Below are 18,934 nucleotides of genomic sequence, written 5' to 3' on the forward strand. Positions count from 1 at the left end.
AAAGGTGTGGCTTTTTTATTTATCCCGCAAGAGATGAACGGGTTTATTTTAATTATTTTTTGCTTTTTTCCGTAAGGGACTGATTGTCTGATGGAAATGTTTTGCTGGTACAGTGCAGAAGGTATTCTGAAATCTATCTCTGATACATATGAACGGATTGAAACGTACGGTACATGGGTTAGCTTAATAAATCCCTCATTACGCCATCAGCCGATTGCTAACGGTTCAGTTGCACGGAGCTAAAGCTCCTGGCGGGTGAAAGCGGAATGGATCTGAGAAAAGGATATGTGGTTTTAGGTCTGGCAATATATCCTGGATATCTAGTTTTAATATATAAAAGATTTCTAGCTGGACCGAACGGTCTGCCTGCTAAACATATTTTGGCAAAGTGTTGGATGGAAACTTGTTGGACTGGAGGAATCAGAATCTATAAAGATTAGGCTGAAGCCAAATATCTGAATGAATTTTATCATCGGGCTGAAGCCCGATGATATTGAAAGAGCTTTAAATTAATAATTGAGACTATTCAAATAATCTTGCCTAGTTATATATAAAGGTGATTATAATCTAGAAACATGCTGAATACTGGATTTGCTTTTACATAAGGTGGGTTTTGGGTCTTATCTCAGGCAAGATATTGCTTCTCGCTGTTCAAATCGGCGATATCAGCGTTCTCGCACAGCCTTTTCTACCCTCCGACCGACAATGGCAGGCAGTTTTTCGGAAAAAAGCACCTAATCCTGAAAGGAGTGGACATATGAAAGTCTATAAAAACAACAATAGATTGAATAAACTCCCACCTGCACCGATTGCTACAAAGGATTACTTTGACTTCTTCATCATTTCCGCAACCGAAAAGGGTAAAAACAAGCTTAGTACTTGGGCTTAATAGGAGAAGACCCAAAACTTGCATTACTACATTATTAAATTTATTGCTTATATCATAAACATGAAGATGTAGCTTTGAATAGGTATGGAAAGCAAAACCACCAACCGTATTATTTTAGGAAACTTTAATTGTTTTAATGAGTTTAACCGAAATCCAGCTTCCTTTGAAAACTGCTTTGAATATTATTACAGGAAACATGCAACCATTATATATAGGACTACTTCGTATACATAAGATAAGCATTTTTGAAACCGGGGATCATTGGGTGGAATGATGTTCAATAAACGGGATGGAAATGGATACCCGCCTGAGGGATGGACCTGTCTTTTGGGTGTGGCTAACGCTGTGTTGTGGAATTGTGCGGCGAGGTGCAGTATGAATGGACAGCGCGACTGCAGCCCGCTATGAAACCTAGAACGCTGTTTTTCTGAATATGATCCGATGCTCACTCCACTCGGTGTCTTGTTAGCAATAATACCTTAACATGTTGCTGTTCATATATTATATAATATACTTGGTAGAATTTGGTGTTTGCATCAAATCTTACGGGTAATTCACATCGCAAATCTGACAAAGTGTCGCTTGATATTCACCAAAAACTGACGAGATAAGTGACTAAAAACTGCCACTACTAACATATAACTGCCAGTTTGGTATTGGCACAAGGCTTGTTAAATAGGTTTCAGTTATAATTTTGTTAATAATAAAAATCATATAAATCATGTCAAAAATTATCGGAATCGACTTGGGAACTACCAACTCATGTGTATCTGTAATGGAAGGTAACGAGCCTGTTGTTATTTCTAATAGCGAAGGAAAACGTACTACGCCATCAATAGTTGCATTTGTAGAAGGTGGGGAGCGTAAAGTTGGTGATCCTGCGAAACGCCAGGCAATTACTAACCCAACCAAGACCATTTATTCAATCAAGCGTTTCATGGGAAACAGCTTTGATGAGGTATCTAAAGAACTTACGAGAGTACCTTATAAAGTTGTTAAAGGTGATAACAATACGCCGAGAGTAGAAATTGATGACCGTAAATATACGCCACAAGAAATTTCTGCAATGATTCTTCAGAAAATGAAGAAAACTGCTGAGGATTTCTTAGGTACTGAAGTTACTGAAGCTGTCATTACTGTTCCTGCTTATTTTAACGATGCACAACGTCAGGCTACGAAAGAAGCTGGTGAAATTGCTGGTTTAAAAGTACGTAGAATCATTAACGAGCCGACTGCTGCTGCGCTTGCTTATGGTTTAGACAAGGCTCACAAAGACATGAAAATTGTTGTGTTTGACTGTGGCGGTGGTACGCATGACGTTTCGATCCTTGAATTAGGTGACGGCGTTTTTGAAGTAAAATCTACTGAAGGTGACACGCATTTAGGTGGTGACGACTTTGACCAAGTAATTATTGATTGGTTAGCTGACGAATTCAAGACGGAAAACGGAATGGATTTAGTAAAGGACCCAATGGCATTGCAACGTTTGAAAGAGGCTGCAGAAAAAGCTAAGATTGAATTGTCTAGCGCTGTTAGTACTGAGATTAACTTACCTTATATTACTGCTGATGCAAGCGGACCTAAGCACTTAGTGCGTTCTTTATCTAAAGCTAAGTTTGAATCTTTAGCTTCTGATTTAATTAAGAGAACTATCGCTCCATGTAAGTCTGCTTTGAAGAATGCAGGAATGAGTACTTCTGATATCGACGAAATTATTTTAGTTGGTGGTTCTACTCGTATTCCTGCGATACAGGAAGCGGTTGAGAAATTCTTCGGAAAAGCGCCATCAAAAGGTGTTAACCCAGATGAGGTTGTTGCTATTGGTGCTGCAATTCAAGGTGGTGTTTTAACTGGAGAGGTGAAAGACGTTTTATTATTAGATGTTACTCCACTTTCTTTAGGCATTGAAACAATGGGTGGTGTAATGACTAAATTAATTGAGTCTAACACAACTATTCCATCTAAAAAATCTGAAACTTTCTCTACTGCATCTGACAGTCAGCCTTCTGTAGAGATTCATATTTTACAAGGTGAGCGCCCAATGGCGAAGGATAACCGTACAATTGGACGTCTCCACTTAGACGGTATTCCACCTGCACCACGTGGTGTACCTCAAATTGAAGTAACTTTTGATATTGATGCTAACGGTATTTTACATGTTGGTGCAAAGGATAAAGCTACTGGTAAAGAGCAAAAAATTAGAATTGAAGCTTCATCTGGTTTATCTGACGAAGAAATTCAAAAGATGAAAGCAGAAGCAGAAGCAAATGCTGAGTCTGATAAAGTAGCGAAAGAAGAAGCTGACAAAGTTAACACTGCTGATGCTTTGATTTTCTCTACGGAGAAGCAGATTAAAGAGTATGGTGATAAAATTCCAGCTGATAAGAAAGCGCCAATTGAAGAGTCTTTAAAATCTTTGAAAGATGCTTATGCTGCTAAGGATTTTGCTGCTATTGATGTAGCTTCTGAAAAATTAAATGCAGCTTGGGCTACAGCATCTGAAGACATGTACAAAGCAACTGAAGGCGGTGCTGCGGGAGCTCCACAAGGGGATACTGCTGAAGCTGGAAACGCAGCGGATGATGTTACGGATGTTGACTTTGAGGAAGTAAAAGACGAAGAGAAGAAGTAATCTTTTTGAGAAGCTTAAAGCGGAAGGCTTAAGGCTGAAAACTTTCGAGTGATATTAAATCCCGTTCTATTAATTTAGAACGGGATTTTTCGGTTTAATTAAACGCAGGATCCTCGAAAAGAGAGACCCCTGTTTTGACAGAGTCATAAAGACAGACTTCTATTACCAAATGAAAATCACAAAATTGGTAGTATATAACTACCTTGCTTGTGAGACTTCTAATTCCTCCACGTGACGAAAAATTTCTTGCCAAATTCATTTGTCACGGTAACTTCACACTCCTAATTTTGTAGTCATTTGACCGTCAGAAGCTATTGCCACCGTAAAGCTTACAACGAAAATCAAATATCTTTGTAACATGAAAAAAATTAAGCTGAGTGTTTTGGATCAAACACCGATTCGTAAAGGGAGCAATGCTTCAGAATCTTTGCAAGAAACCATTGAATTAGCGAAGCTTGCCGACGAATTAGGCTATACCCGTTATTGGCTGAGCGAACACCATAATTCACAAACGTTGGCAACGGGTTCACCAGAAATAATGATAGCCCGCTTGGGTACCGAAACAAAAAACATTCGTTTGGGTTCTGGCGGTATGATGATGCCTAATCACAGTACTTTAAGGGTTGCCGAAAACTTTAGAGTATTAGAAGGTTTATATCCCAACCGAATTGACTTGGGAATGGGTAGGGCGCCAGGCACTGATAGAATGACGGCTCATCTATTAAACCCTTCAAACCAATTTAGCCCCAAAGATTATATTCAGCAACTAAGAGATTTACAACATCTTTTTAACGATGAACCTTTAGAAGGTATCAGCGAAGCAAAAGTGCAAGCAATTCCTATCATTAATACTATTCCAAATTTATGGATTTTAACCTCAAGTGGCGAAAGTGCTTTAATCGCTGCTCATTTTGGAATGGCCATGTCTTTTGCGCAGTTCATTAACCCAGTGGGCGGTGCTGTCGCGATTAAAAATTACAAAGCGCAATTCCAGCCTTCTGCAGAACTTCATGAGCCCCAAACAAGTGTTGGAATTTTTGGCTTTTGTAGTGAGGATGAAGAGAAAGTTAAAAGAGTGCAAGCGTTAATGGATTATCGTTTAATGAGTTTTGAGCGAGGCGATTTCAACAAAATCTACTCTTACGAAGATATCAAAGACGAAGAATACGATGCACAAGAATGGCAAAGGGTGTTGCATAACCGCCAGAGAATGGCCGTAGGCACACCTACACAGATGAAACAGCAGATAGAGAAAATTTGTGAGGACTTTGATACGGATGAAGTTATTATTTCTACGTTTACGGAAAGCAAAGCCGATAGACTCGATTCTTACAGGCTTTTAGCCAGCACATTTGGCTTATCTTAAACCCTGTTTATTACGTTATTTTAGCAGATAAGTTGTCAGAAAACATCTTTTATTTATCTTCGTGGCATATCTGAGAATAGCATGTAGCTATTTAAAACACGCTGTTAAAGCATAAAATTAGATATTCTGAAAACAGCTCATCAATGAAAGCCCTATTAAATCTATTCGACTTTAAAAGCAAAATTGACTATAAAGTTGAGATTCTTGCGGGCATTACCGTTGCAATGACGATGATGCCCGAATCTTTATCATTCGCCATTTTAGCTGGTTTTCCACCCTTAACGGGATTATACGCCGCCTTTATTATGGGATTGGTTACCTCAATTTTAGGTGGCCGGCCAGGTTTGATTTCTGGTGGTGCTGGGGCAACAGTAGTGGTTTTAATAGCACTTATGCAAACCCAAGGAATTGAATACGTTTTTGCAGCAGTGGCGTTGGCAGGCGTTGTTCAAATTTTAGTCGGTGTTTTTAAACTAGGTAAATTTATCAGGTTGGTACCACAACCAGTGATGTATGGCTTTGTAAACGGATTGGCTGTTATTATTTTTATGGCCCAGTTTGAGCAATTTAAAACAGTGGTTAACGGAAATGAAGTTTGGCTAACGGGTGCGCCATTACTTATTATGGCTGGCTTGGTTGCGCTAACAATTGCTATTGTATTCGTTTTTCCGAAAATCACTAAAGCCGTTCCTCCATCTTTAGTAGCTATTATTGTAGTTTTTCTAATTGTTTGGGGTTTCGGTATTGACACTAAAACGGTGAGCGATATTGCTTCAATTAGTGGTGGATTCCCTCCTTTCCATATCCCAAACATCCCATTTAACTTCCAAACATTAGAAATTATTGCACCCTATGCATTTGTGATGGCAGGCGTGGGTTTAACAGAAGGCCTGTTGACTCTAAATTTAGTAGATGAAATGACCGCTACTCGCGGAAACAGTAACAGAGAATGCTTAGCGCAGGGAACTGCAAATATTTTAAATGGCTTTTTTACAGGGATGGGTGGCTGTCCAATGATTGCTCAAACCTTGGTCAATCTTTCCGCGGGCGCAAGAGCTCGACTTTCTGGAATTGTAGCATCTCTCACTATTTTAGCAATCATTTTATTTGGTGCACCCGTGATTGGATTAGTTCCAATGGCTGCTTTAACAGGAGTAATGATTATGGTTGCGGTAGGTACTTTTGAGTGGATCAGCTTTAGAATAGTGAACAAAATGCCCAAACAAGATATCTTTGTTGGGATTTTAGTGGCCGTAATTACCATTTGGCTACATAATTTAGTATTAGCTGTTTTAATCGGCGTAATCATATCAGCTTTGGTTTTTGCCTGGGAAAGTGCTAAACGCATTCGAGCCCGCAAATACATCGATGAAAATGGTGTAAAGCATTACGAGATTTTTGGACCTTTGTTTTTTGCTTCTGTAGCTAATTTTACTGATAAATTTGACCCAATTAACGACCCAAATGAAGTTATTATCGATTTTAAAGAAAGTAAAGTGGCAGATATGTCGGGAATCGATGCCCTTAATAAGCTTACCCAACGTTATAAAAACACTGGTAAAAAGTTGCATTTAAAGCATTTGAGCGCAGATTGCTTACAGTTGTTAGAAAATGCAAGCGACGTTATTGACATTAACATTATAGAAGATCCAACTTACAAAGTATTGCGATAAGCATCTTCACAAAACAGCTTAATTGACACCCATAAGCTTTATATATATCCTTTAGTGATATATATAAAGCCGTGTGCCAAATAATTTAACAGAAATTAACATCGAATTAATTAAGCTAAACTACATTTTTCTCAAATTTGGTGTAGATTTGATTCCTAATCCACCCCTAACGATGCAGTTTACGCCAAATAACCAAACTGACAACTCCTTTAATAAAATCCTGTCAAAACGATTTGGTTCTGTTTTCTTACTCTATTTAATCATCGTAAGTATAGCCTTAATCACTCGTACAGCCTTGTTATTAAAATCTGGGAGTAGTTTCGATTGGAGCTTCTCCAACATTTTAGGTGTTTTTGGTATTGGTTTTTTTTACGATACGGTAATGGCATCATATTTCTGCATTCCGCTGGTTTTATACATCTGGCTAATGCCCAATAAGTGGTTCAAAATGCATGGACATCGCTTTTTTCTGTATGCTTTTTTTATTCCTGTTATCTTCCTGCTCCTTTTTAACATCATTTCCGAATGGTTTTTTTGGGACGAATTTTCTACTCGGTATAACTTTATAGCTGTTGATTACTTGGTTTATACTACAGAAGTAATCGGGAATATCTGGGAATCGTATCCAGTGATTCCCATCATCATCGTAATACTACTCATTAGTTTGGGCATATTTTATCTGTTGAAAAGCACCATTTCTTCGGTTTTAAAAAGCGATATGCGTTTTGCGAAAAGAACTACTGTTGCATTGGTTTTATTAGCTGTACCGATGCTATCTTGGTTATTTGTATCTAATAAAGGAAAAGAATTTAGCGAAAACCAATATGCGGTTGAACTTGCCGGTGATGGAATTTATGATTTTGGTGCTGCGTTTTGGAACAACGAGTTGGACTATAATAAATTTTATGCAACAATAGATCAAAAAAAGGCTTTTACAATAGTAAACACGTTATTGAGCGATAGTGGCACTACCGCAATTCCAAATAACAAAGAATTAATAAGGAACGTTAACCAAGGAACAATTACTAAACCTTATAACGTGGTATTGATTAGCGTGGAAAGCTTAAGCGCAAGCTTTTTAAGTAGCTACGGCAATACAGAAAATCTTACACCCGAAATGGACAGCCTTGCCAAAAAAGGAATTTTATTCACTAACCTCTATGCTTCCGGTACAAGAACTGTTCGAGGTTTAGAGGCCTTGTCGCTATCTATCCCGCCAACTCCAGGCCAGTCCATTGTTAAACGACCCAACAATAGCGATTTATTTAGTTTAGGAAATGTATTGAATGCAAACGGCTACCAAACCCAATATATTTACGGAGGGTACAGTTATTTTGATAATATGAAAACCTTTTTTAGTGGCAACGGCTATCATGTTATAGATCGGGACGATATCAAGAACAAAAAAGACATTCATTATGAGAATATTTGGGGTGTTGCCGATGAAGACCTTTTCAACTTATCGTTAAATACATTAGATAAAAACTATAAAAACGGAAAACCTTTTTTTAGTCAGATTATGACGGTTACCAACCACCGACCTTTCACGTATCCCGATGGTAGAATTGATATTCCATCGAAAACTAATCGCCAAGGAGCTGTAAAATACACGGATTATGCCATTGGTAAATTTATAAAAGACGCAAGTACAAAACCTTGGTTTAAAAATACCATTTTTATTATCGTTGCAGACCATTGTGCATCCAGCGCCGGAAAAACAGAATTGCCCGTAAGTAGCTACCACATTCCAATGATTATGTATGCGCCGGCTTTAATGAACCCTCAAATTTTTAACGAGCTCACCGCACAAATCGACATCGTTCCAACCATTTTGGGGCTTTTAAAGCTAAACTATCAGTCAAAGTTTTTTGGTAGAGATGTTTTCAACCACAAAACAAAAACACCTTGGGCATTTGTGAGTACCTACGAAAAGCTCGGTTATTACAAAAATGGAGATTTGTTGGTACTTTCTCCACAAAAAAAAGTAGAGCAGTTTAAAGTGATGCCAAACCAAGACCAAATTCCAGAAAAGGTAGACGAAAAGCTCAAAGAAGAAGCAATCGCGTTTTACCAAACGGCCAGTTATCTCTATAAAAACCGACAGTATTCAAAATAAATTGCTTTTATATTTATTGTCAATCAATATTTTTATCAAATAATTTATACTTTGGTAAGGTTAGTTGTTAAAATTTTAGGATGCAAAAAGATTTATTCAGAAAAAAATCTATCAGTAAAATATTAAAAGATAGTGCTGATGGTTACGGCGATGCAGAGCACAGTTCTTTAAGCAAAGTTTTAACGGTAAAAGACCTCACTTTTATGGGAATTGCCGCCGTAGTTGGGGCAGGCATTTTTTCTACCATTGGCGAAGCTTCTTTTAACGGTGGTCCCGGCGTAAGTATTTTATTTGTACTTACCGCAATTACCTGCGGATTTTCAGCGCTTTGTTATGCCGAATTTGCGTCCAGAATTCCCGTTGCCGGCAGTGCTTACACTTATGCTTATGCCTCTTTCGGAGAATTAATTGCTTGGATTATCGGTTGGGATTTGCTGATGGAATATGCTATCGGAAATATCGCCGTGGCAATATCATGGAGTGGTTATTTTGTGAATCTGCTTAAAGGATTCAACATTAGTTTACCGCCTTATCTTACTTTAGATTATTTTTCTGCTTACAAAGCCAACGAATCACTAATAGCAAGTGGTGGCGATCTTTCTAAAATGAGCGATAGTATGCAGACTGCCGCTAGCGCCTGGGCAACTGCTCCACAAATCGGAGGCTTGCGCCTGATTGCAGATTTTCCTGCGTTATTGATTGTTTTTATAATTACTGCTTTGGTTTATGTGGGCATTAAGGAAACTAAAAAAGCAACGAATGCCATGGTAATTTTAAAGATCACCGTAGTTTTAGCAGTTATTGTTATCGGCTTCTTTTACGTAACACCAGCTAACTGGCATCCGTTTTTACCCAACGGTTTTAGCGGAATGATGAAAGGAGTTTCGGGTGTTTTCTTTGCTTACATAGGTTTCGATGCAATTTCTACAACCGCCGAAGAATGTAAAAACCCTCAGCGAGATTTACCCCGAGGAATGATTTATTCCCTAATTATTTGCACTGTACTTTATATTTTAGTTGCCTTAGTGTTAACAGGGATGGTTAATTTTAGTGAATTGGCTGTAGCCGACCCGCTAGCTTTTGTTTTTGAACGCGTAGGCTTAACTAAAATAAGCTATATAATTTCTATAAGTGCAGTTATTGCAACAGCCAGCGTACTGCTGATTTTTCAGATGGGGCAACCCCGTATTTGGATGAGCATGAGTAGAGATGGGTTATTGCCAAAAGCTTTTTCAAGAATTCATCCTAAGTTTAAAACTCCGGGATTTGCAACAATTGTTACTGGTTTTGTGGTAGCAATTCCAGCTTTGTTTATGAATTTAACCGAAGTAACCGACCTAACCAGCATTGGAACTTTATTTGCTTTTGTTTTGGTTTGTGGAGGGGTTTTACTTTTACCACCAGATACCGATATAAACACGAATAGAAAACGCTTTAAAATGCCTTACATCAATGGAAAGTTTATTGTACCAATATTATTCATTTTAGGTATTTCTTTCTTTTACGATGACATTTTAAACCATTTCGATTTTAGCGACGGATGGTTAGTTATTAGAGAAAAGCTTCCACTTTATCTTTATCTGATTTTAGCTTTAGTGATAAGCGTTTTATCATTTACCAAAAGCTTATCGCTGATTCCTGTACTGGGCTTATTAAGCTGCGGTTATTTAATGACTGAATTGGGCTATACCAATTGGTTGCGCTTTTTAATCTGGTTGGCAATTGGTATGGTGGTTTATTTTGGCTATAGCTACAAGAATAGTAAGTTGAATACGGACGAGAAGTAAAGTCTATTTAACCCATTTACTGTGCAATACTGAGATAGCTATATCGATTAGGTGGTAAGTTGAACGATGGGTTTAAAACTATGTGCTAATTTAGATAAGTGTTTTTAACCACTGAGGACGGGGAGTTCACAAAGATAAGCGCCCAAAGAATATTCCATCTTATCAAGTAGCTTCTTGAACTACTAGCTATTTTTACTTCGCATTGAAGTTATCGGATTTACTCAAAAATGTAAATCAAATATTGCGGACTCATTCCATTCGCAGCAATCGGCACATAGTATTTCAGTTGCTTTTCACTTTGTTCCGCCAACGTATATTTTCCTGTGTTTATGGTCAATTCTTGAGTAGTACTGTTAAAGCTGTAATTCTGAATCTCAGTTTGCTGTTGGTCAGCGCTCGACTTTAACGCTCCTCTATTTATAGTAAGTTTCCCATCCGCACCAAACTTAAAGGTATCATCTTTTTCAAAATCTTGAATTGCGTAATACACCACTCTTCCAGCAGGATTCGTTAGTGGGTTAGTTGATGTGTTTTTATCGACCAAAGCTAGTTTCCAAGTTTTTGAAGTTAGGAAATTAACTTTATCATTATCCTTTTTACAACTTAAAAAAGCAAGTGCAAAAAACATCAACACACTTAGAATTTTAGTTTTCATAATCATAGGTTATAAGATTCAAAGAAAACATTTTATTTGAATAAAAACTATAAGAAAATCCCCTCTAGCAGAAAAACCTCGCCGTAAACGGCGAGGTTTCAATAACTATTTAAAAAAAAACTTATGCCAATAATGTAATTGGCGCTTCTAATAATGCTTTTAACGTTTGTAAAAATTTAGCTCCTGTCGCACCATCAATAACTCTATGGTCGCAACCTAAACTCAATCTCATGATGTTTCCTGGAACAACTGCTCCATTTTTAACAACGGGCACTTGTTGAATTGCACCAACAGATAAAATAGCACCGTCTGGTGTATTAATGATGGATGTAAAATCATCAATACCAAACATTCCTAAGTTAGACACTGTGAAAGTTGAACCTTCCCAATCTTTAGGTTGCAGTTTTTTAGCTTTCGCTTTTTGAGCGAAGTCTTTTACTTCCGCAGAAATGTGCGATAAGCTTTTTCCATCTGCAAAACGAATAACTGGCACCAATAAACCATCTTCAATAGCCATTGCAACTCCAATATTTGTATGCTCGTTAAAACGGATTTTATCTCCTCTGAACGATGAGTTAACCGCAGGATGTTGCTTTAAAGCAATTGCAACCGCTTTAATTACGATATCATTGAAAGAAACCTTAACTGGAGCAACCGTATTGATTTGCGTACGGGCAGCCATAGCGCCTTCCATATCAACAGTAATGTTTAAGTAGAAATGCGGTGCTGTAAATAAGCTTTCTGATAAACTACGGCTAATTGCTTTACGCATCTGAGAAACTGGTTTCTCAGTAAAACGTTCTTCGCCAACATATTGAGGAATAACAGGTGCTGGAGCCGCTGACTTAGCTACAGAAGCATCTGAACTTGCTGGTGCCGCTTGTGCTGACTCTTGTATTGCTGATGGTGTATAATCTTCAACATCTTTCTTTACAATCCGTCCGCCTTCTGCACTTCCTTTAACATCATTTAAGTTGATGCCTTTATCTTCCGCTAATTTCTTAGCTAACGGAGAAGCTTTTACTCTACTATCATCAGATGACGCTGGAGAAACTTCTTTTACTTCTTCTTTAACAGGAGATGCTACTGCGTCTGGCGTTGCTGGAGCTTTTTCTTCTACTTTACTTTCTTCTTTTTTAGCTTGTGGTTTATCACCATTCAACAATGGAGTAATATCTGTACCTTCTTTACCAACAATGGCAATAATACCATTTACTGGCACAGCCTCACCTTCTTTACAAGCTAAATATAATAAAGTTCCTTCTTCATAACCTACCACTTCCATGGTTGCTTTGTCAGTTTCAACATCAGCAAGGCTATCGTCTGCTTTTATTTTATCGCCAACTTTAAAGTTCCACTTATTAATAACACCTTCTGTCATGGTATCACTAAGGGCAGGCATTCTAATAATATTTGCTTCGATATTAGCAGTATCAACAACGGTAGCTGAAGCCTCTTCTTTCGAAGTTTCTGCCTCTGGTGCTTTTTCTTCTTCCTTCGTATCTTCTTTAGCAGCACTTGGACTCGCACCTGCTAAAGCTGCAGAATAATCTTCACCTTTTTCGCCAATAATTGCAATCAAACCATCAACTGGCACAGCTTTCCCTTCTTCAACACCTATATAAAGGAGCGTACCTTCTTGAAAAGATTCGAAATCCATAGTCGCTTTGTCGGTTTCAATTTCAGCAACAACATCTCCTGCTTTTATTGAATCACCAACTTTTTTATGCCACTTTGCTAAAACACCTTCAGTCATGGTGTCACTCATTTTGGGCATTTTTATCGCTTCAGCCATTGTATGTTTGAATAAATTTGTCTTTAAAAATTAAAATTAATCTTTGATGAAAGGATAGTTTGGTTCTGCATACACATCTGTATATAGTTCAGATGGATCTGGAAACGGAGATTCTTCTGCAAATTTAACAGCCTCTTCTATCTGTGCTTTTACTTTTGCAGCAATTTGATCAAACCACTCTTGATCAGCCCATTTCTCTTTCTCAATTTGAGTTTTAACTACCTCGATAGGGTCTTTTGCTTTATATTCTTCAACCTCTTCTTTGGTACGGTATTTCTGAGGATCGGACATAGAGTGTCCTTTATATCTATAAGTTCTTATTTCTAAGAAAGTTGGACCTTCGTCTTTTCTAGCTCGTTGGATAGCTTCGTCCATTGCGTTATGTACAGCAACTGGATCCATTCCATCAACCGGCATACAAGGCATTTCGTATCCTAAACCTAATTTATAAATATCAGTGGTATTTGCAGTACGAGCAACTGAAGTTCCCATAGCATATCCATTGTTTTCAACAACAAAAATTACTGGTAACTTCCAAAGCATTGCCATGTTGAAGGTTTCGTTTAACGCACCTTGACGTACGGCACCATCACCCATGTAACAAATATTCACGTTGTCTGTACCTTTGTACTTTTCAGCGAAAGCAATACCTGCACCTACTGGAATTTGACCTCCAACGATTCCATGACCGCCATAAAAATGATGTTCTTTACTAAAAAAGTGCATTGAACCACCTTTTCCTTTTGAACAACCCGTTGCTTTACCGTAAAGTTCGGCCATAGCTAAGTTCGGAGACATTCCTAATGCGATCGGGTGTGCATGGTCACGATAAGTAGTAATCATACTATCACCCTTTTTAATCGTGGACATTGCACCTGCTATTACAGCCTCTTGACCAATATATAGGTGACAAAAACCTCTAATCTTTTGCTGACCATATAACTGACCTGCTTTTTCCTCAAATCTTCTAAGTAGAAGCATTAACTCATACCAATACAGATACGTCTCTTTTGTAATTGCAATTGAACTCATTTGTACATTTGATTATGGAAAGCAAATCTATCAATAACTTGGCAAAAATAAAACCTGTTACCTCTTTTAATTGATATTAAATTAAGATGTGTTGCTGTTGTTTTATGATTGGTAAGGATTTGGGCGCTTAAACACGCTGTACGTTATATCTTTTTGGTCTAAAAAAACCAAAAAGGATGTCACTTCCATCGTTAGCGCAAATAAAATTCAATCAAAAAATTACCTATAATTAAACAACCTGCCAGCACACCTCTCAGATGCCATACCGTTGATATTGTTAAAAAGAGTTAAAACCTTTTGCCTATTACTTGCGTAGAAGAAAATTAACCTTACTTTTGTAGCTTAATAAAATAAACAGTTGCTTTAGCCGTTTATAATTGACCTATAGCCCAAAACGTAGTCAAACAATGAAGAAAGTTTTAATTTTTACCCTTTTAGTTAGTGCATTTTTAAACCTAAAAGCTCAAAATACTAAAGTCGCATCTTCATCAACAACCCAAAAAACAGAAGTTTCTGATCCCGATAATCTGGCGAGTCAATTTTTCTCGCAGGTGATGGGCGTGGCTGTTTCCGCAACCAGCAATACAAAGATGTACCAGTTTATTTACGACTGGTTAGGCACACCTTATCGTTTAGGCGGTGATACTAAAAAAGGAATTGATTGCTCTGGTTTTGCATTTGAATTGTACAACAAAACGTTCAATACTATTATAGGAACAAACTCTAGAAACATCTTTAGCATGGTTAATCCTATTAACAAGGTTGATTTAAAAGAAGGAGATCTAGTTTTTTTTAAAATACACAGCAAATCAATTAGCCATGTAGGCGTTTATATTGGCGACAAAAAGTTTGCTCATGCATCGTCTAGCCGTGGCGTAATGATTAGTAATTTAGAAGAGCCCTATTGGCAACGCTATTTTTATAAAGGTGGCCGAGTTTTAGAAAGCCTAAAAAACCAACTGAATAACGACTAATAGCAATCATAAAATAGAAAGCTAAAGGCTTAACGCATAAGAATTGCCATAACACATTTTGAAATCCCACTCCCAAAAGCGGGATTTTTTTTATGATTCATCTTTTGTTGTTCTCACCAAGCTAATGCCGGTAAAGAAAAAGATTACTCCTAAAACACCTAAAACAATTACAGTTCTGGTATCTCCGCTATGTTGTACAAAAGATACGGCTGTGTAAATTAAACCTATTATCCCAAGTATGGTTAATATGGCGCCAAAAGTTCTTTTTAAGTTCATGTTATTTATCTAAAAATTAGGGTACAATTAAAAATACTTAATTTTACTTTTTTACCTTGGCCCAAATGAAACCGACAACAAACAGAATAAATACAACAACAAATATCCCTACGTAATAACCAGCTTTAAAAACACCTTCTATTGCGGCGCAACTACTTAATGATAAAACAAGTAGGAAAAATATGGGTAGTATAAACTTTTTCATTTTGAACACAAAAAAACGGGAAGATGAATTTCTCCCCGTTTCAATTAGTCTTCAAAATGATGCCAAACTATTTTGCAGTCGCAAAACGCTTTGCTACTTCTTCCCAATTAATGGTATTGAAAAAAGCTGTCAGGTAATCTGGACGTCTGTTTTGGTAATTCAAATAGTAAGCATGCTCCCAAACATCAACCCCTAAGATTGGTGTTCCTTGCACTTCTGCAATATCCATCAAAGGATTATCTTGGTTTGGCGTAGAAGTAACTGCTAATTTACCATCAGCGCCTACAATTAACCATGCCCAGCCAGATCCAAAACGAGTTGCTCCTGCTTGTGAAAAAGCAGTTTTAAAATCTTCGAAAGAACCAAAAACTGCATCAATAGCTGATGCTAATTCGCCACTTGGTTTTCCACCTGCGTTTGGCGCCATTACTGTCCAAAATAATGAATGGTTAAAATGACCACCACCATTGTTTCTAACTGCTGCTGGGTATTTAGAAATATTTTTACAGATATCTTCGATAGAAGAAGAATCATCTTTACCTTCTAAAGCTTTGTTAAGGTTGGTTACGTAAGCAGCATGGTGTTTTCCATGGTGGATTTCCATTGTTGCTTTATCAATGTTTGGTTCTAATGCGTCTGATGCGTACGGTAACGCAGGTAATTCAAAAGCCATAATAATAGTTTTTAGGGTTGTTAATAATAATGATAAATATAAGCACCTGAATTTTAAAGATATTCAGATTAATGTTAAGATTTGTTTCTTTTTTTGAGAAAGAAGGTTTTAACGAGCTCACTACATTCTGTCTCAAAAACTCCGCCAACATATTGAGTTTTAGGATGTAAAATATTTTGTGACAATCGAGAGAATCCTCTTTGCGGATCATGAGCTCCAAAAACAATCCTAGAAATCTGTGTCCAATAAGCCGCACCTGCGCACATTACACAGGGCTCAAGCGTAACATATAGTGTACAGTCGGTTAAATACTTTCCTCCTAAAAAATTTGAAGCGGCCGTAAAAGCCTGCATTTCCGCATGTGCCGTTACATCGTTGAGTTGTTGGGTTAAGTTGTGTCCTTTACCAATGATCCGTCCTTTGCAAACCAAAACTGCGCCTACCGGGATTTCATCTGCATCCGATGCTAAGTTGGCTTCTTTTAAAGCTTCTTTCATAAAGAATTCATCTTCGGGGATAGTTGGCTCGTTTGTGAAGGAATAGTACTTCATATTTTTTGGATTGGATTGCAAATATAAGACTTGTGTTAAGCCTTAGGTAGATTTTTGTTACATAAACATTGATACTTGACATTTGCAAGGCTACTGATAGCTTTTTATTATCATTTGTCAAAATCTATCTTTTTTGAAACTTTCTGAGTTCCTTCACGTAAATCTCATTATAAAAAATTAAAATAATATGATTACAAAATTATCTAAACTCTTGTTTGCTGTTTTAATTACTTCTTATACAGTTACTTTTGCACAAACCACAACTGTTTTAAATTTCGGCAACAATGAAGCAATAAAGTGGGACGACGGTGTTGCAGAAGATGGAGACGGCGGATCTAGTGATATTGCCGGGATTACTTTACAAGTTTACAACATTACCGATAACTCAGGAACAAAACTGGTAAGTAAAATAAAATGGTATAACAATACTGATTTATCGTCATCGGCCCCAACATACAATGCTATTACTGAAGATTTTGACAGTTCAGCAGGTTCAAAAGGAATGGCTATAAAATCAAAAGACAACAAAATCTTTAACCTTAATAGTTTTATCTGGTATGATTGGGGTTTTACCGATGGCGCAATAGTTACAGTTGATGGCTATTTGAATGGCGTTAAAACTGTAACAACAACATTTCAATCTAACACCGAAATATCTCAAGGTGTGTCTGCTCCAGTTAATGTCTCTTTTTCAGCAACTCCTATAAACAACATTGATGAAGTAAGAATGACTTTCTCCTCTAACAATCGCTATCCATCAATAAACAAGATCAGCGTTACCACGAATGTTACACTTCCAGTTAGTATTCTAAATTTTGAAGCAAAAAGAGAAAATAGCAGTGGAGTATTGCTAAACTGGAATACCTCATCAGAGCTGAATAACAAACAGTTTATTCTTAAACACTCTTTGGATGGAAAGAACTTTGAAACCATAATCACTACAAATAGCAAAGGAGCTAATGCAAACAAATACAGTTTTAACCATTCAAATGCATCTAATAGCTTAAATTACTATGAATTATTACAGGAAGATTACGATGGAACAGTGCAAAGCTTAGGCATAAAAAGCGTAAGTGCCATTTTCGATACGCAAGTTAGCGTTTACCCTAACCCCACAAAAGATTATACCATTGTACAATTTAAGGCTGGCCTATTTAACAATGCAACTTTATTAGATTTAAACGGTAAAACAATTCAGGATTTTGTAGTTAGCCCTATGCTTAATAACATAAAATTTGATTTACGAAATTTAGCTCCAGGAACATATATCGTAGAATTGAAAGGAGAAACTTCAAGGATTGTCAAGAAAATCTCAATACTTTAAAATTTAAATAATCCGAACATAAAGCCTGATTTTATCTGTGACAATCAGGCTTTTTTTGTGGAGCAATATTAAATCAGTTAAGAAATCCTAACTGAAAAACCGTTAAAGTACATTGACTGTTATTCAAAATGAACTTAATTCGCCTGTAACTATTGATGAATTTCTAGCTCTAAATACCAAAAAACAAAGACCATGATTGTAACAACAACAAATAACATTGAAGGAAAAAAAGTAGTTAAATACTTAGGAATCGTTTCTGGCGAAGCTATTATTGGCGCCAACTTTATCAAAGATTTTTTTGCAAGTGTGCGAGATATCGTGGGTGGCCGAGCAGGAAGTTATGAAGAGGGTTTGCGTGAAGCAAAAAACATTGCCATGGCAGAAATGCAAGATTATGCAGCGAGATTAGGCGCCAACGCTATTTTAGGAGTGGACTTAGATTATGAGACAATGGGAAGTGCTGGCAGTATGTTGATGGTATCGGCAAGTGGCACTGCGGTTATTATTGAGAATTAAATTGTAAAAGACTATCTCGAATTTTATTAATTTATTTCAAAAAATATTTTCAAATTTGTTTTTAGAAAATCAAACCTATGAAACCGAGACTGTTATTCCTTTTACCTTTACTATTTTTACTGGGCTGTGAAAAAGACGATAAACCAGACATAGCAATTAAAGAAACTGTAAAAATGTACATTTTTGCAAGCACTGGTATTTATTTAACGGGGACTACCCCACCAATTTTAGAATTATCGGGAACAAACATAGAAACCGTCAAAAATATAACAAGCGGCAGTCACATTTTAGAAGTTGAATATCCAAAAGGAGAAAAGCAGACGTTAACACTAAAATCATCAAGACCTGATTTAGATGTTTTCCTTCAAGTTTCTAAAACCTTAAGTCATAATGTAACCGGTGACATAGTTGATCAATATGCAATGAAATCTCTTACCGTTACATTTATCGCTGAATAAAAACTTAATAAA

The 18,934-nt window shown here is 37.0% G+C and carries 15 protein-coding genes; 9 read left to right on the forward strand and 6 right to left on the reverse strand.

Annotated elements, in window-relative coordinates; translation table 11 throughout:
• The first annotated feature begins 1,610 nt into the window (after positions 1–1,610).
• The 5 genes from dnaK (at position 1,611) to B176_RS0116065 (ending at position 10,463) form a co-directional block, all read left to right on the forward strand.
• Positions 1,611–3,521 carry a molecular chaperone DnaK gene (gene dnaK / locus B176_RS0116045; RefSeq protein WP_017259850.1) on the forward strand — a complete coding sequence of 637 codons (1,911 nt, stop codon included), beginning with the start codon at positions 1,611–1,613 and terminating at the stop codon, positions 3,519–3,521.
• A 358-nt stretch (positions 3,522–3,879) separates the two neighbouring features.
• Positions 3,880–4,887, forward strand: coding sequence for an LLM class flavin-dependent oxidoreductase (locus B176_RS0116050; RefSeq protein ID WP_017259851.1), 1,008 nt, complete (start codon positions 3,880–3,882; stop codon positions 4,885–4,887).
• A 143-nt stretch (positions 4,888–5,030) separates the two neighbouring features.
• Positions 5,031–6,560, forward strand: coding sequence for a SulP family inorganic anion transporter (locus tag B176_RS0116055; RefSeq protein WP_017259852.1), 1,530 nt, complete (start codon positions 5,031–5,033; stop codon positions 6,558–6,560).
• Between the two features lie 73 nt (positions 6,561–6,633).
• Positions 6,634–8,676 carry an LTA synthase family protein gene (locus B176_RS0116060; RefSeq protein WP_017259853.1) on the forward strand — a complete coding sequence of 681 codons (2,043 nt, stop codon included), beginning with the start codon at positions 6,634–6,636 and terminating at the stop codon, positions 8,674–8,676.
• An 80-nt stretch (positions 8,677–8,756) separates the two neighbouring features.
• Positions 8,757–10,463, forward strand: a complete 1,707-nt coding sequence (locus tag B176_RS0116065; protein ID WP_017259854.1) for an amino acid permease — start codon at positions 8,757–8,759, stop codon at positions 10,461–10,463.
• Between the two features lie 217 nt (positions 10,464–10,680).
• On the opposite strand, the gene B176_RS0116070 is transcribed toward B176_RS0116065, so the two are convergent.
• The 3 genes from B176_RS0116070 to pdhA all read right to left on the reverse strand — a co-directional run bounded on the left by B176_RS0116070 (position 10,681) and on the right by pdhA (position 13,945).
• The gene (locus B176_RS0116070) at positions 10,681–11,118 is read right to left on the reverse strand and encodes a hypothetical protein (RefSeq protein WP_017259855.1); all 438 of its coding nucleotides are present in this window, start codon (positions 11,116–11,118) and stop codon (positions 10,681–10,683) included.
• Positions 11,119–11,239: 121 nt separating this feature from the next.
• Complete coding sequence (locus B176_RS0116075) at positions 11,240–12,913, reverse strand: pyruvate dehydrogenase complex dihydrolipoamide acetyltransferase (protein ID WP_017259856.1); 1,674 nt, start codon at positions 12,911–12,913, stop codon at positions 11,240–11,242.
• Positions 12,914–12,949: 36 nt separating this feature from the next.
• The gene (gene pdhA / locus B176_RS0116080; protein ID WP_017259857.1) at positions 12,950–13,945 is read right to left on the reverse strand and encodes a pyruvate dehydrogenase (acetyl-transferring) E1 component subunit alpha; all 996 of its coding nucleotides are present in this window, start codon (positions 13,943–13,945) and stop codon (positions 12,950–12,952) included.
• A 407-nt stretch (positions 13,946–14,352) separates the two neighbouring features.
• On the opposite strand from pdhA, the gene B176_RS0116085 reads away from it, so the two are divergent.
• The gene (locus tag B176_RS0116085; protein ID WP_017259858.1) at positions 14,353–14,919 is read left to right on the forward strand and encodes a C40 family peptidase; all 567 of its coding nucleotides are present in this window, start codon (positions 14,353–14,355) and stop codon (positions 14,917–14,919) included.
• A gap of 90 nt (positions 14,920–15,009) precedes the next feature.
• Here B176_RS0116085 and B176_RS0116090 read toward each other — a convergent pair whose 3' ends face one another.
• The 3 genes from B176_RS0116090 to B176_RS0116105 form a co-directional block, all read right to left on the reverse strand.
• Positions 15,010–15,195, reverse strand: coding sequence for a hypothetical protein (locus B176_RS0116090; RefSeq protein WP_017259859.1), 186 nt, complete (start codon positions 15,193–15,195; stop codon positions 15,010–15,012).
• Between the two features lie 272 nt (positions 15,196–15,467).
• Positions 15,468–16,073 (reverse strand): superoxide dismutase, encoded by a 606-nt coding sequence (locus B176_RS0116100; RefSeq protein ID WP_017259861.1) that lies wholly within the window; start codon positions 16,071–16,073, stop codon positions 15,468–15,470.
• Positions 16,074–16,147: 74 nt separating this feature from the next.
• Positions 16,148–16,624 carry a nucleoside deaminase gene (locus B176_RS0116105; RefSeq protein ID WP_017259862.1) on the reverse strand — a complete coding sequence of 159 codons (477 nt, stop codon included), beginning with the start codon at positions 16,622–16,624 and terminating at the stop codon, positions 16,148–16,150.
• Between the two features lie 187 nt (positions 16,625–16,811).
• Here B176_RS0116105 and B176_RS0116110 point away from each other — a divergent pair, with 187 nt between their 5' ends.
• The 3 genes from B176_RS0116110 (at position 16,812) to B176_RS0116120 (ending at position 18,922) form a co-directional block, all read left to right on the forward strand.
• A complete protein-coding gene (locus B176_RS0116110; protein ID WP_017259863.1) occupies positions 16,812–17,948 on the forward strand; it encodes a T9SS type A sorting domain-containing protein in 1,137 nt (378 codons plus the stop codon).
• A gap of 192 nt (positions 17,949–18,140) precedes the next feature.
• Positions 18,141–18,464 carry a heavy metal-binding domain-containing protein gene (locus B176_RS0116115; RefSeq protein WP_017259864.1) on the forward strand — a complete coding sequence of 108 codons (324 nt, stop codon included), beginning with the start codon at positions 18,141–18,143 and terminating at the stop codon, positions 18,462–18,464.
• A gap of 77 nt (positions 18,465–18,541) precedes the next feature.
• On the forward strand, positions 18,542–18,922 hold the full coding sequence (locus B176_RS0116120; RefSeq protein ID WP_017259865.1) for a hypothetical protein: 381 nt from the start codon (positions 18,542–18,544) through the stop codon (positions 18,920–18,922).
• Positions 18,923–18,934: the final 12 nt, after the last annotated feature.

This window comes from Pedobacter arcticus A12 (assembly GCF_000302595.1).
In the GTDB taxonomy this organism is placed as follows: domain Bacteria; phylum Bacteroidota; class Bacteroidia; order Sphingobacteriales; family Sphingobacteriaceae; genus Pseudopedobacter; species Pseudopedobacter arcticus.

What these genes read in the sequence shown, in the direction of transcription:
- B176_RS0116110 (WP_017259863.1), top strand. Translation starts at nt 16,812, where the DNA reads ATGATTACAAAATTATCTAAACTCTTGTTTGCTGTTTTAATTACTTCT.
- B176_RS0116105 (WP_017259862.1), bottom strand. Translation starts at nt 16,624, where the DNA reads ATGAAGTACTATTCCTTCACAAACGAGCCAACTATCCCCGAAGATGAA.
- B176_RS0116070 (WP_017259855.1), bottom strand. Translation starts at nt 11,118, where the DNA reads ATGAAAACTAAAATTCTAAGTGTGTTGATGTTTTTTGCACTTGCTTTT.
- B176_RS0116055 (WP_017259852.1), top strand. Translation starts at nt 5,031, where the DNA reads ATGAAAGCCCTATTAAATCTATTCGACTTTAAAAGCAAAATTGACTAT.
- B176_RS0116120 (WP_017259865.1), top strand. Translation starts at nt 18,542, where the DNA reads ATGAAACCGAGACTGTTATTCCTTTTACCTTTACTATTTTTACTGGGC.
- B176_RS0116115 (WP_017259864.1), top strand. Translation starts at nt 18,141, where the DNA reads ATGATTGTAACAACAACAAATAACATTGAAGGAAAAAAAGTAGTTAAA.
- pdhA (WP_017259857.1), bottom strand. Translation starts at nt 13,945, where the DNA reads ATGAGTTCAATTGCAATTACAAAAGAGACGTATCTGTATTGGTATGAG.
- B176_RS0116090 (WP_017259859.1), bottom strand. Translation starts at nt 15,195, where the DNA reads ATGAACTTAAAAAGAACTTTTGGCGCCATATTAACCATACTTGGGATA.
- B176_RS0116050 (WP_017259851.1), top strand. Translation starts at nt 3,880, where the DNA reads ATGAAAAAAATTAAGCTGAGTGTTTTGGATCAAACACCGATTCGTAAA.
- B176_RS0116075 (WP_017259856.1), bottom strand. Translation starts at nt 12,913, where the DNA reads ATGGCTGAAGCGATAAAAATGCCCAAAATGAGTGACACCATGACTGAA.
- B176_RS0116085 (WP_017259858.1), top strand. Translation starts at nt 14,353, where the DNA reads ATGAAGAAAGTTTTAATTTTTACCCTTTTAGTTAGTGCATTTTTAAAC.
- B176_RS0116100 (WP_017259861.1), bottom strand. Translation starts at nt 16,073, where the DNA reads ATGGCTTTTGAATTACCTGCGTTACCGTACGCATCAGACGCATTAGAA.
- dnaK (WP_017259850.1), top strand. Translation starts at nt 1,611, where the DNA reads ATGTCAAAAATTATCGGAATCGACTTGGGAACTACCAACTCATGTGTA.
- B176_RS0116065 (WP_017259854.1), top strand. Translation starts at nt 8,757, where the DNA reads ATGCAAAAAGATTTATTCAGAAAAAAATCTATCAGTAAAATATTAAAA.